This is a genomic window from Cupriavidus sp. 10L43_2 (assembly GCF_056395265.1).
The window spans coordinates 273938-286457 of record NZ_JBFTJE010000003.1 but is presented as its reverse complement, the minus strand read 5'-3'; the positions used below and the strand labels follow the sequence as shown (position 1 = coordinate 286457).

Sequence of the window (12520 nt, the reverse complement as noted above, 5' to 3'; positions counted from 1 at the left end):
CGCGCGGGGGCTCAGATGACCAGCCGGCAGACGGCCGATTCGGCCTTGCCTGGCGCCAGCCACCGCAGCCCCTCTCCATGCCCGATCGCGTTGGGCAACCCCAGCCACGGCTCCACGCAGTAAAAGTCAGAATCTTCTCGCTCGGACCACGTCGTGATCGCGTGCCATGGCGCGCGCCCCGGGACGTTGAGAACGAAGTCGATCTCGCGCGCCGGCATTTGCAGCCGCAACGTGCCCGGCCCGCGCAGGATGTGGAAGGTGTCCTGCAGCCGGGCGTCATCCAGTCGATAGGTGCGCTCGCCCGGTTCGGCGCCGGTCAGGCCGCCGTCCGGGGTCTGTCGCACGCGGTCTGCGGGCGGCAGGGACAGGCGGGTTGCCGATCGCTGCGTGTGAGGCAGCGCGAAGTAGAAATGATGGCCGGCGTACCACGGCAGCGGCGCCGAGCCCGTGTTCCTGACTTCTAGCTCGACCTCCAGCCCTTCGGGCACGAGCCGGTAGGTGGCCGTGAAGACAAAGGCGAACGGATAGCCCGCCTGCGTCGCCTCGGACGATGTCAGCGTCATGCTCACCGCAGACTCGGAGAAATCCGATACCTCGAACGCCATGTCGCGGGCAAAGCCGTGCTGCGGAAGCTCGCGCACCACGCCGTCGGCATCGCGCCATTTCCCCGGTTCGCCATCGACAAAATGCCGGCCGATGAATGGGAACAGCAGCGGGTTGCCGCCGCGCACCTTGGCCACGCGGGACCAGTCGGCATCGTCTGGCCAGTAAAGGATGTCCTGGCCGCGATGGACCCATCGCACCAGCCGGCCGCCATGCGCCGGCGCCAGCAGCAGGTAGTTGTCACCCGTGCCAATGCGCACCAGATCCTGCCCTTGAAAACGTTCCATGCCGACCTGCGCCATGCGCCTGCCTCCCGCAGAAATTCGGAAAACCCCGAGGGTATCGCAACTTCCCGCCGGTATCCCTTTGGGGCGGCCCGCATTGTCCCCCACAGACTTTTCTCATGTGCGCCCGCGCGACACGGCGGTTGTCGACCAGGGTTTGAGAGATTCCTTCTTCTACCGCGATCTCGGCATTGCCGATGCTACGCACGGCATTCTTGCGATTCGGCATTCGCTAATCGGCCATGTGGATCGTCTCGCGCACCAGCGGATAGACCTGCGACTCCCAGTGCTTGCCGTTGAACACGCCGTAGTGGCCCACGCCGGTCTGGATGTGATGCATCCGCATGTAGGGCCGCACGTTCGTGCACAACTCCTGCGCCGCCATGGTCTGGCCGATGGCGCAGATGTCGTCGCGCTCGCCCTCCACGGTGAGTAGCGCGGTGCGGCGGATGGCCTGCGTGGCCACGCGCCGGCCGGCCACGTCGAGCAGGCCCTGCGCGAGCAGAAATCGCTGGAATACGAGGCTCACGGTCTCAAGGTAGAACTCGGCCGTGAGGTCCATCGTGGCGAAGTACTCGGCGTAGAAGGTCTGGATGGCATCGGCCTTGTCGTGCTCGCCGCGTGCGCGCAGGTCGTAGAGATCGCGCAGGGCCTGCTCGTGGCGCTCCCGGTTCATGCTCATGAATGCGATCAACTGCACGAAGCCCGGATACACGCGGCGCGTGGCGCCCGGAAAGCGCCACGGCACGTAGCCGATCAGCGTCGATTCGAACCATTCGATGGGCCGGCTCATGGCCAACTCGTTGACCTTGGTCGGATTCACGCGCGCGTCGATCGGGCCGGCCATCAGCGTCAGGCTTGGCGGCTGCGCCGGGTCGCCGTCCTCGGCCATCAGCGCCACTGCGGCCAGCGCCGCCACCGTGGGCTGGCACACGGCCATCAGGTGGGTGTGGCCGCCCAGCGCGTGCAGGAAGGTGATCAGGTGCTGCACGTATTCATCGAAGCCAAACCGTCCGTACAGCACCGGGACGTCGCGCGGGTTGTGCCAGTCCGTAATGTAGACGTCATGGTCGCGGAGCATGGTTTCCACCGTGCCGCGCAGCAGCGTGGCGAAGTGGCCGGACATCGGCGCCACCAGCAGCACGCGCGGCTGCGCGGGTGCGCCTTCGCGGCGGAAACGCAGCAGGGTGCAAAACGGCGTGCGCGTGACGATTTCCTCGACCACCGGTACCTCGCCGCCATTCACGCGCACGCTATGAATGGCGAACGGCGGGCGGTAGTGGGTCAGGCGGGCCAGCGCCAGCACCTCGCAGGCGGCGCGGACGGATCTCAATGGTTCGCATTCGTCGGCGCCCGGATAGCCGGCGATCAACGTGGCAGCGATATCGGCCAGGGAGCAGGCCGGCTGCATCATGTCCGCGTAGGTCTGGTAGGCCTGATAGAGCATTGCTCGTTTTCCTCCGCGGCATGGCGCCTCGCCTGATGTAAGCGTAGTGCGCCGCAATATATATGCCACCGATAATTGAACTTGGCACGCCGCTTGCGCGTGGCGAGTGGCATGACAAGCAGGAAGGAGGGAGTGCGGCAAGGGGCGCTTCCGCAGGCCATGCGCCACATCCGGTGGCGGGATACGGCCTCGGACTGGTGCCGGGCCGCGCACCGCGCGGGTGCTTGGCGATGCGGCATCCGCCACCGATACTGCAAACGATGCATCGCGCACTGGCCCCGGGGGGCCGAGGAGGCATGATGGCGAAGACCACGCTGACCATCAGCAGCAAGACCTATTCGTCCTGGTCGCTGCGCGGCTGGCTGCTGGCCCGGTTCGCGGGCCTGGAGTTCGAGGAAGTGCTGGTGTCGCCCGAAGATCCGGCGGCGCGTGCCGAAATCCTGCTGCTGTCGCCGTCGATCCTCGTACCCTGCCTGCGCCATCAGGGCGTGACGGTCTGGGACACGCTGGCGATCGCCGAATACCTCAATGAGATTCGTCCCAAGGCGGGACTATTGCCCGACGATCTCGTCGCGCGCGCCCACTGCCGCGCCATCTGCGGCGAGATGCATTCCGGTTTCGCGGCGATGCGCGCCGCCTTGCCGATGAACCTCAAGGGGCATTTCCCCGGGCTCAAGGTCTGGTCGCGCGCCCAGGCCGACATCGACCGGATCGTCGCGATCTGGACCGAGTGCCTGACCCGCTACGGCGGCCCATTCCTGTTCGGCGAGCGCCGCACGATGGCGGACGCGATGTACGCGCCCGTGGTCACGCGCTTCGTCACCTACGGCGTGATGCTCGATCCTGAGCCGGTGGCCTACTGCAAGGCCATCCTCGCCATGCCCGAGATGCAGGAGTGGATCAGCGCCGCGCGCGAGGAGCCCGACGAGATCAGCGAACTCGATGTCGAATTCTGACCCTCTCTGATCCTTCCCCTAGACCTAGGCGGCCGCCGTCCTCGCCAGATAGGTGGCCGCGTAGGCAAAGTACCAATTCAGGCAGTCCGGATTGGCCATCGCGTCGCGGTTGGCAATCTGCTCCGGCGGATGGCCGAGCAGCAGCTTCTTGATCGGCACCTCCATCTTCTTGCCGGACAGCGTGCGCGGCACGCCGGGCACCTGCACGATGTCATTCGGCACGTGGCGCGATGACAGCCCGGCGCGAATCCGGGCCCGCAGCGAGTCGCGCAGCGCCTCATCGAGCACATTGCCCTCGCGCAGCACGACGAAGAGCGGCATGTACGACTCACGGCCCAGGTATTCGAGGTCAACCACCATGCTGTCGAGCACCTCCGGGAGTTCTTCCACCACGCGGTACAACTCGCTGGTGCCCATGCGGATGCCGTGCCGGTTGATCGTGGCGTCCGAGCGGCCGTAGATGATGGCACCGCCGCGCGGCGTGATGCGAATCCAGTCGCCGTGGCGCCAGGCGTTCGGATAGGTGTCGAAGTAGCTGTCGCGGTAGCGCTTGCCGTCGGCATCGCCCCAGAGGTAGAGCGGCATCGACGGCATCGGCTCGGTACAGACCAGCTCGCCCACCTCGTCGATCACCGCCCGGCCTTCTTCGTCGAAGGCTTCCACCTTGGCGCCCAGGCAGCGGCACTGCATCTCGCCCGCGTACACCGGTAGCAGCGGACAGCCCGCCACGAACGAGCCGGCGAAGTCGGTGCCGCCGGACATCGGCGCGAGCCAGATGTCGGCACGCACGTGGCGATAAATCCACGCATAGGCCTCTTCGGGCAGCGGCGAGCCGGTCGAGCCCAGCCCGCGCAGCCGGGATACATCGGCAAAGGCGGCCGGCTCCAGCCCGGCTTTCATGCAGTTGGTGAAAAACGCGGCGCCGGCGCCGAACATCGTCACGCGCGCGTCATCGACGAAACGCCACAGCACGCCGGCGTCCGGCCAGGCGGGGTTGCCGTCGTAGAGCGCCACGGTGGTGCCGAGCAGCAGGCCGCCCACCTGCGCGTTCCACATGATCCAGCCGCTGCTGCTGTACCAGTGGAAGACGTCGTCCGGGCCGAGGTTGTTGTGGAACGCCAGCAGCTTGAGCTGCTCGATGACGATGCCGCCGTGGCCATGGACGATCGGCTTGGGCATGCCGGTGGTGCCGGACGAGTAGACGATCCAGAGCGGATGGTCGAACGGCACCGGCTCGATCCGCAGCGGCACCGCGTGCGCCAGCACGTCCGCCCAGTCGTGGCGGCGGACCGGGCCGGCGGTGTCGATCTCACTGCCGATGGCCGGAATCAGCACGAGGTCGGTCAGCGAGGGCAGGGCGGCGACCAGATCGGCGATCACCGGCGCGCGGTCGTAGGTCTTGCCGCCGTAGTGGTAGCCGTCGACGGCAATCAGCACCTTGGGCGCGATCTGGCGGAAGCGGTCGATCACGGCCACCTGGCCCATGTCCGGCGCGCAGCCGGACCAGACCGCGCCCAGGCTGGCCGTGGCCAGGAAGGCGACGATGGTGGCCGGCACGTTGGGCAGGTAGCCGGCCACGCGGTCGCCCGGCGTCACGCCCATCGCGCGCAGGGCATGGGCGAGCGAGGCGACCTGGGCTTCCAGGGCATCCCAGCTCACATCGGCCAGCGGCTGGGCTTCGCCGGCATGGCGGATGGCCGGGCGCTGGCGCGCCTCACCGGTGCCGGCGTGGCGGAAGACCTGCTGGACGTAATTGAGCGTGGCGCCTTCGAACCAGCGCGCACCGGGCATGGTGCGGCGGTCCAGCACGCGCTCGGCGGGGGTATCGAAATGGACGTCGAAGTAGACGCGGATGGCGTCCCAGAACGCCTCGATGTCGGTGACCGACCAGCGCCAGAGGCTGTCGCAGTCATCGAAGGCGAGGCCGCGCTCGCGGCGCAGCCATGTGATGAAAGCGGCCAGCTGGCTGCTCTCGGCAAAGTTGGCGGACGGCGTCCACATCAGCTTTCCGGATGCCACGGTCATGCCTGTCTCCTCCTCGACCCGTCTGCGCGGGGGTTTGGGGTGCGCCGCGGGTTTGTCGCTGGTGCGTTGACAGCAGCCGGCGCGGCGCGATGCGAGGTCACATGATAACCGTCTCCGAGATCACCTGGCGGCGCCCCCCGATTCGAACAGCGTGCCCCACATCTCGTCCACGCGCGCCTTGACGGCGGGATCCATCGAGATGGTCCGGCCCCATTCGCGTGTGGTTTCGCCGGGCCACTTGTCGGTGGCGTCGATGCCCATCTTCGAGCCCAGGCCGGAGACCGGCGAGGCGAAGTCGAGATAGTCGATGGGCGTGTTCTCGACCATCACCGTGTCGCGGCTCGGATCGACCCGGGTGGTGATGGCCCAGATGACCTCCTTCCAGTCGCGCACGTCCACATCGTCATCCACCACGACGATGAACTTCGTATACATGAACTGGCGCAGGAAGCTCCAGACCCCGAACATCACCCGTTTGGCGTGGCCGGCGTACTGCTTCTTCATGCGCACCACCGCCATGCGGTAGCTGCACCCCTCGGGCGGCAGGTAGAAATCGGTGATTTCCGGGAACTGCTTCTGGAGCAGCGGCACGAAGACCTCGTTCAGCGCCACGCCCAGCACGGCGGGCTCATCGGGCGGCTTGCCGGTGTAGGTGGAGTGGTAGATCGGGTCGCGCCGCATGGTGATGCGGTCGATCGTGAAGACCGGGAACCAGTCCTGCTCGTTGTAGTAGCCGGTGTGGTCGCCGTAGGGCCCCTCCAGCGCATGCTGGTAGCCGGACGGGTGGGCCGGATCGGGCTGGATGTGGCCTTCGAGGATGATCTCTGCCGAGGCCGGCACGGACAATTCGGACAAGGTCGGCGTCAGGCAGCCGGCCAGCGCGGTGCGGCTGCCGCGCAGCAGGCCGGCGAACTGGTATTCGGAAAGCGTGTCGGGCACCGGGGTCACGGCGCCGAGGATGGTGGCCGGGTCGGCGCCCAGCGCCACGGCGATCGGGAAGGGCTTGCCGGGGTTGGCCAGCGCGTGCTCGCGGAAGTCCAGTGCGCCGCCGCGATGCGCCAGCCAGCGCATGATCACCTGATTGCGGCTGATGACCTGCTGGCGGTAGATGCCCAGGTTCTGGCGCTTCTTGTGCGGGCCCTTGGTGACCACCAGGCCCCAGGTGATCAGCGGGGCGGCGTCGCCGGGCCAGCAGGTCTGGATCGGCAGGCGGCCCAGGTCCACGTCGTTGCCTTCCCAGACGATCTCCTGGCAGGACGGGCTGCTCACGCGCTTCGGCGCCATGTCCCACACGGACTTGGCCAGCGTGAACAGCTTGCCGGCCTCGCGCAGGCCGCGCGGCGGCTCGGGTTCCTTGAGCGCCGAGAGCACGCGGCCGATGTCGCGCAAGTCCTCGAGTGAGTTCGCGCCCATGCCCATCGCCACCCTGCGTGTCGTGCCGAACAGATTGGCGAGCACCGGCACCTTATAGATAGCGTCATGGCCCGCGCCTGCATCGTTCCGAGATTGCACGCTCGGTTTCTCGAAGAGCACGGCGGGACCTTCCGCGCGCAGCAGGCGGTCGCAAATCTCCGTCATTTCGAGATTGGGCGAGACCGGCGTGGCGATCCGTTTCAGCTCGCCAAGCTGCTCCAGTTGGCCGATGAAATCGCGCAAGTCTTTGTATTGCATAGTGAAATCTGTGAAGGTTGCCGCGCTGCGCCAATCCATGGCGTGCCCTGGCGAGGTGTGTGACGATACACATCAGCGTCCGGCGGTGCAAAAAAATCGTGTCGGAAGCGTACGAGAAATGTAAATTTTTTGCGGTGTAGACCGGTCCTCAAAGGAAGGGTAACCCTAGGCCAGTCCTACGATCCCGAGCCTCCGGGTGATGTAGCCGCCGCTTAAATAACGCCGTTACATATTTCTAAAAGTAGTGACTTGTGCATTCGTTATGCTTGACGGGTTATAAAAGGGTTCCTACAATCCGGTCTGCTCTGTGGGGTGTTGCGCCGCAACATGGCTTGAGGCTTCTGTCAAGAGGCGCTCTTTAAAAAAGCCAGCGTGACCACACCTCCTTTGATCTTGATCGCGATACGTGTAGCAAGCGTGCGCGGCGGGGTCCTCCGGCGGGATGCCGGAGCGTGAGAGTCTTTTAGTGGCAGGGTGCGTTTCCCCAAGAGCGTACCCTGTTTCTCGTTGGGCGCATGGGGAGCGCCCGCCAACAGGTGCTGGACACCCCTGCTAGGTGGCGCAGCATCCTTACTTGAGTACGTTGAGATCGGGCACGCGTGGCAATTGGCACGCGCGCAGCGGGCAGCGGATGGAGGTAAGTATGAGCGGTTGGAAAACCCTTCATCTTCCCGGTGTCGGGCGGGCGTTGCAGGTCCGCTTCAGACAACCGGTTCCCGGTGTGAACCGCGCGCTGCAAATGCGCCTGGCCCACCCGGTGGCAGGTCGCGCCTTGCTGCGCGGCAGCCGTACCACCTTGAAGTACACCCTGAACAGCCTGGGCGTGCTTTCTGTGGCCGCAGCAGTCACCTTGACGGTCAGCCAGCAATGGCGGACGTCGCTCGCTGGCGCGCTGGCGGGCAAGGAAGCACCCACGGTACTGCTCGGCGCCGCCCTGCCGGCTACCACGGCCCATGCCAGCACTGGCGTGCCGCCGGTCTCGGCCGACGTGGCCGCCGCGCGTCTGGCGCATGCCACCAACGGCTTGCCGACGGTGTCTGGCGTGGACGAGTGGAGTGTGTCGGCCGCGGGCAAGGTCCCGTCGGTGGCGCACCTGGCCGCGCAGATCCCGGTGCAGCGCGTGGCGCTGGACGCCCGCAACACGACGGCGCTCGGCTCCGCACGTGAGCAGGCGGCCGTGGCGGACTACATCGCCCGCAAGTACCGCGTGGCGGCGCAGGCCACCGGGCAACTGGTGAAGGCCGCGTACATGACGGGCCGCGAGGTCGGCATCGACCCGCTGCTGATCCTCGGCGTGATCGCCATCGAGTCCAGCTTCAACCCGTACGCCGAAAGCGGCGTGGGTGCGCAGGGCCTGATGCAGGTCATGACGAAGGTCCACCAGGACAAGTACGAAGCCGTGGGCGGTGTGTCCGCCGCGCTGAACCCGTACGCCAACATCAAGATCGGCGCGCTGGTGCTGAAGGATTGCATCGCCCGTGCCGGTTCGCTGGAAGGCGGCCTGAAGTACTACGTGGGTGCCGCCACGACCAACACCGATGGCGGCTACGGCGCCAAGGTGCTGGCCGAGCGCGCCCGCCTGCGCCAGTTGCTGGGCCTGCCCGCCAACGACGCGAAGCCGGTCGACGCCAAGCCGACGACGGCTGAAAAGCTGGAAGCGGCCACGGCCACGGCCCAGGCGGCCTGATCGTCAGGCTGCGGAAGAAAAAGAGCACCCCTCGGGGTGCTCTTTTCGTTTGCGCTGTATCTATATAGATAGCGATGGCCGGCCCGGATCCTCAGCGCAGGAAATGGTGGAGCCGCTGCATCGCTTCCTCGATGTTCTCCATGGCCGTTGCGTACGAGATGCGGATGTAGTCGCGCGCCGTATGCGGGCCGAAGTCCGTGCCGGGCACCATCACCACACCGGCGTCATGCAGAATGGCCTGCGTCAGCTTGTCGGCATCGCCCGCATGGGGGTGGTTCACGTGGCGGCAGTCGGCATAGACATAGAAGGCGCCGTCCGGCTTCACCGGCACGCGCAGCCCCAGCGCCTCCAGCGCCGGCACGATGGCGTCGCGGCGGCGGCGGAATTCGGCCTTGCGCTCGTCGTAGATCGCCAGCGCCTCGGGCGTGAAGCAGGCCAGCGCCGCGTGCTGCGCCACCGCCGACGCGCAGATGAACAGGTTCTGCGCGACCTTCTCGAAGGCCGGCACCAGCGCGTCCGGCACCACCAGCCAGCCCAGGCGCCATCCCGTCATATTGAAATACTTCGAGAAGCTGTTCACGGTGACCACGTTGTCGTCCAGCGACAGCGCGGACACCGGCGGGGCATCGTACGACAGGCCCTGATAGATCTCGTCGAGGATGGCGAAGCCGTTGCGGCGGCGGACTTCGGCGAGGATGCCGCGCAGCTCGTCCGGCAGGATCGACGTGCCGGTGGGATTGCTCGGCGACGCCAGCAGCACCCCGCGCGTGTCCGGCCCCCAGTTGGCGGCCACCTGGGCGGCGGTGAGCTGGAAGCGCTCGGCCGGCCCGCTCGGCACCATGCGCGCCCGGCCGTCGAAGGCGGCCACGAAATGACGATTGCAGGGGTAGCTCGGATCGGGCATCAGCACTTCGGCGCCAATCTCTACCAGTACCGCGCAGGCCAGCAGCAGCGCGCCGGAAGCGCCGGCGGTCACGATCACGCGGCGCTCGGGAATATCGATCCCATAGGCGGTCTTGTAGTAGCCAGCGATGGCCTCGCGCAGCGCGTGGATGCCCAGCGCCCCGGTGTACTGCGTCACGCCCCGGCGCATGGCCGCCTCCGCGGCATGCACGACCGGCGCGGCGGCGGTGAAGTCCGGCTCGCCAATCCCCATGTGGATGATGTGGCGCCCGGCCCGTTCGAGTTCGGCGGCCTGCTTGGCCAGTTCCATGACGTGGAAGGCGTCGATATTGGCGAGGCGGGAGGCAGTGGCAAGGCGCTGGAGGTCCATGGCGGTCAGGATAGGCAGAGGGCTGGGGTGGCTTGAGGGTAAGGGTAGGCAGCGCGGCGCGGATCCCAAAGGATCACGCGATGCGCGGAAATATGGCGCCGAAACAAAAACACCCGCCGGGGCGGGTGCTCTGGGCTGGTGCCAGCCAGCAGTGACGGGAGGCTTAGCGGCGCGCAGCGACTTCCGGCGCGCGAACCTGGGCGGCGAGCTTGTCCAGCACGCCATTGACGTACTTGTAGCCTTCCACGCCGCCGAAGGTCTTGGTCAGCTCCACGGCCTCGTTGATGACGACCTTGTAGGGAATGTCCAGACAATGCACGAGTTCGAAGCTGCCAACCAGCAGCGCGGCGCGCTCCACGGGCGACAGTTCGGCCACGGGGCGATCCAGGAACGGTTCGAACGCGGCGGTCAGGCGCGCTTCCTCGCGCACGGCGCCGTTGAGCAGGGCGTCGAAGTGCTCGCTGTCGGCCTTGTTGAAGCCTTGCGCGTCATGCAGGTGGGCTTGAATCGCACCAATATCGTTACGATTCAGCAGCCATTGATAGAGGCCCTGCAGTGCCAGCTCGCGCGACCGGCGGCGCGCGCTCTTCGGCGGGGCCTTGGGCTCGGTGCGGGCCGGCTTGGCGCCGCCCGGCTTGCCGGCGTCGCCGGTGTCGGTGGCGTCACTCATCATGCTTCCTCGTCTTCATCTTCGTCGTTCTGGCCGCTGCGCAGGGAGTCCAGCGCGACTACCAGGTTCGCCATTTCCACGGCGGCGCGGGCGCAGTCGCGGCCCTTCTCGCGCGTGCGGGCGTGCGCCTGCGCGTCGGTATCCACGGTCAGGATGCCGTTGGCGATGGGCACGTTGAAGTCCAGGCCCACGCGCGTGATGCCGGCGCCGGACTCGTTCGAGACCAGCTCGAAGTGGTAGGTCTCGCCGCGCACCACGGCGCCGAGTGCGATCAGCGCGTCGAACTGGCCGCTTTCGGCCATCTTCTGCAGCGCCAGCGAAATTTCCAGCGCGCCGGGCACCGTCACGACCAGCGTGTCTTCGCCTTCGACGCCGAGTTTTTCGAGTTCGGCCACGCAGGCCTCGCGCAGCTCGTCGCAGACGGGCTCGTTGAAGCGACCCTGCACGATGCCGATGCGCAGGCCTTCACCTTCGAGGTTGCTGGGGTAGAAGCCGTGATCCATTGTCAGTTCTCCAATTGTTCGGGGAAGGGTGGCTGGCCGCGCCGGAAGGGCGCTGGCCGCCATCGATATTCGTGAAAATTCGTTCGTCTTAGTCGCAGTTGGCTTCGCCGTGCATCGGCTGGCAGCCGGTCACTTCGAGATCGTAGCCGGTCATGCTCGGCATCTTCTGGGGCGAGCCCAGCACGCGCATCTTGCCCACGCCGAGGTCGCGCAGGATCTGGGCGCCCATGCCGTAGGTGCGCAGGTCCGGCTTGCGGCGCGGACGGTCTTGCGGGGCGTCCAGCGCGGCGAACTGCGAAAACAGCTGCTCGGGCGAATCGCCCACGTTCAGCAGCACCATCACGCCTTGCTCGGCGCCATGCAGCACCTCGAGCGCGGCCGGCAGGCTCCAAGAGTGCGTGGTGCGGGCCGATTCCAGCAGGTCGAGTACCGACAGGGGCTCGTGCACGCGCACCAGCGTCTCGGTGTCCGGGCGCGGCTGGCCCTTGACCAGCGCCAGGTGGGCGCGGCCGGTGGGCTTGTCGCGGTAGATCACGCCCTGGAAGGTGCCCCACGGCGTCTGCATGGTGCGCTCGCCCGCGCGCTCGATGATGCTTTCGGTGCGGCTGCGGTAGTGGATCAGGTCGGCGATGGTGCCGATCTTGAGATCGTGCTCGCGCGCGAACTCGACCAGATCCGGCAGGCGCGCCATGGTGCCGTCGTCCTTCATGATCTCGCAGATCACGGCCGCCGGCGTCAGGCCGGCCAGGGCGCCGAGGTCGCAACCGGCTTCGGTATGGCCGGCGCGGATCAGCACGCCGCCGGGCTGCGCCGTCAGCGGGAAGATGTGGCCGGGCTGCACGAGGTCGCTGGCCTTGGCGTCTTTTGCCACGGCAGCCTGCACGGTGCGCGAGCGGTCGGCGGCGGAGATGCCGGTGGTCACGCCTTCGGCTGCCTCGATCGACACCGTGAAATTCGTGCCGTGCACCGTGCCGTTGCGCGACACCATCGGATACAGCTCCAACTGGCGGCAGCGTTCGGCGGTCAGCGTCAGGCAGATCAGGCCGCGCCCGTACTTCGCCATGAAGTTGATGGCTTCCGGCGTGACGAAGTCGGCCGCCAGGACCAGGTCGCCTTCATTTTCGCGGTCTTCCTCGTCAACGAGGATGACCATGCGGCCGGCGCGAATGTCGGCAATGATGTCTTCGGTACGGGCGATAGTCATGGCTGGGGCAACGTCAGGGAATACAGCGGGTGGCAGTAGGCGGGCAGGGCCGGAGGCAGGTGCAACAAAGCCGGCGAAATCAAGCCCGCTATTGTACGCCAAGCGGCCGGGTTCGGTCCCGCCCTAGGCCGGCTCTAATATGGCGCATCAGGCACTTATATGCCGCGGTGTGACGGACGACAGTTACGGACGCGGCT

At 66.9% G+C, this 12520-nt stretch carries 10 protein-coding genes; 2 read left to right on the top strand and 8 right to left on the bottom strand.

Features of this window, described 5'->3' with window-relative positions; genetic code table 11:
- Positions 1–11: 11 nt before the first annotated feature.
- A complete protein-coding gene (locus AC1DEL_RS06085) occupies positions 12–905 on the bottom strand; it encodes an aldose epimerase family protein (RefSeq protein WP_477112825.1) in 894 nt (297 codons plus the stop codon).
- A 214-nt stretch (positions 906–1119) separates the two neighbouring features.
- Positions 1120–2334: a polyhydroxyalkanoate depolymerase gene (locus AC1DEL_RS06080; protein WP_092290557.1), complete on the bottom strand. Its 1215-nt coding sequence runs from the start codon at positions 2332–2334 to the stop codon at positions 1120–1122.
- Positions 2335–2633: 299 nt separating this feature from the next.
- On the opposite strand from AC1DEL_RS06080, the gene AC1DEL_RS06075 reads away from it, so the two are divergent.
- Positions 2634–3290, top strand: coding sequence for a glutathione S-transferase family protein (locus AC1DEL_RS06075; RefSeq protein WP_092290555.1), 657 nt, complete (start codon positions 2634–2636; stop codon positions 3288–3290).
- A gap of 24 nt (positions 3291–3314) precedes the next feature.
- Here AC1DEL_RS06075 and AC1DEL_RS06070 read toward each other — a convergent pair whose 3' ends face one another.
- Together AC1DEL_RS06070 and ubiD are read right to left on the bottom strand one after the other, a co-directional pair.
- A complete protein-coding gene (locus AC1DEL_RS06070; RefSeq protein WP_477125463.1) occupies positions 3315–5315 on the bottom strand; it encodes an acetoacetate--CoA ligase in 2001 nt (666 codons plus the stop codon).
- 120 nt (positions 5316–5435) lie between these two features.
- Entirely contained in the window at positions 5436–6986 is a 1551-nt protein-coding gene (gene ubiD, locus AC1DEL_RS06065) for a 4-hydroxy-3-polyprenylbenzoate decarboxylase (RefSeq protein ID WP_092290551.1), read from the bottom strand.
- Between the two features lie 643 nt (positions 6987–7629).
- Between ubiD and AC1DEL_RS06060 the strand changes: the two genes are divergently transcribed.
- Entirely contained in the window at positions 7630–8673 is a 1044-nt protein-coding gene (locus tag AC1DEL_RS06060) for a lytic transglycosylase domain-containing protein (protein WP_149135414.1), read from the top strand.
- Positions 8674–8764: 91 nt separating this feature from the next.
- Here AC1DEL_RS06060 and AC1DEL_RS06055 read toward each other — a convergent pair whose 3' ends face one another.
- From AC1DEL_RS06055 to ribBA, 4 genes are all read right to left on the bottom strand, one after another.
- Positions 8765–9946: a pyridoxal phosphate-dependent aminotransferase gene (locus AC1DEL_RS06055; protein WP_092290547.1), complete on the bottom strand. Its 1182-nt coding sequence runs from the start codon at positions 9944–9946 to the stop codon at positions 8765–8767.
- A gap of 163 nt (positions 9947–10109) precedes the next feature.
- A complete protein-coding gene (gene nusB / locus AC1DEL_RS06050) occupies positions 10110–10616 on the bottom strand; it encodes a transcription antitermination factor NusB (RefSeq protein WP_092290545.1) in 507 nt (168 codons plus the stop codon).
- The gene (ribH, locus tag AC1DEL_RS06045) at positions 10616–11119 is read right to left on the bottom strand and encodes a 6,7-dimethyl-8-ribityllumazine synthase (RefSeq protein WP_092290543.1); all 504 of its coding nucleotides are present in this window, start codon (positions 11117–11119) and stop codon (positions 10616–10618) included. Before ribH ends, nusB begins: the two co-directional genes overlap by 1 nt.
- Before the next feature lie 88 nt (positions 11120–11207).
- Entirely contained in the window at positions 11208–12323 is a 1116-nt protein-coding gene (gene ribBA / locus AC1DEL_RS06040; protein WP_477125464.1) for a bifunctional 3,4-dihydroxy-2-butanone-4-phosphate synthase/GTP cyclohydrolase II, read from the bottom strand.
- Positions 12324–12520: the final 197 nt, after the last annotated feature.

Excerpts from the sequence above, each read along its gene's own strand:
- AC1DEL_RS06085 (WP_477112825.1), bottom strand. The coding sequence starts at position 905 with ATGGCGCAGGTCGGCATGGAACGTTTTCAAGGGCAGGATCTGGTGCGC.
- AC1DEL_RS06080 (WP_092290557.1), bottom strand. The coding sequence starts at position 2,334 with ATGCTCTATCAGGCCTACCAGACCTACGCGGACATGATGCAGCCGGCC.
- AC1DEL_RS06075 (WP_092290555.1), top strand. The coding sequence starts at position 2,634 with ATGGCGAAGACCACGCTGACCATCAGCAGCAAGACCTATTCGTCCTGG.
- AC1DEL_RS06070 (WP_477125463.1), bottom strand. The coding sequence starts at position 5,315 with ATGACCGTGGCATCCGGAAAGCTGATGTGGACGCCGTCCGCCAACTTT.
- ubiD (WP_092290551.1), bottom strand. The coding sequence starts at position 6,986 with ATGCAATACAAAGACTTGCGCGATTTCATCGGCCAACTGGAGCAGCTT.
- AC1DEL_RS06060 (WP_149135414.1), top strand. The coding sequence starts at position 7,630 with ATGAGCGGTTGGAAAACCCTTCATCTTCCCGGTGTCGGGCGGGCGTTG.
- AC1DEL_RS06055 (WP_092290547.1), bottom strand. The coding sequence starts at position 9,946 with ATGGACCTCCAGCGCCTTGCCACTGCCTCCCGCCTCGCCAATATCGAC.
- nusB (WP_092290545.1), bottom strand. The coding sequence starts at position 10,616 with ATGAGTGACGCCACCGACACCGGCGACGCCGGCAAGCCGGGCGGCGCC.
- ribH (WP_092290543.1), bottom strand. The coding sequence starts at position 11,119 with ATGGATCACGGCTTCTACCCCAGCAACCTCGAAGGTGAAGGCCTGCGC.
- ribBA (WP_477125464.1), bottom strand. The coding sequence starts at position 12,323 with ATGACTATCGCCCGTACCGAAGACATCATTGCCGACATTCGCGCCGGC.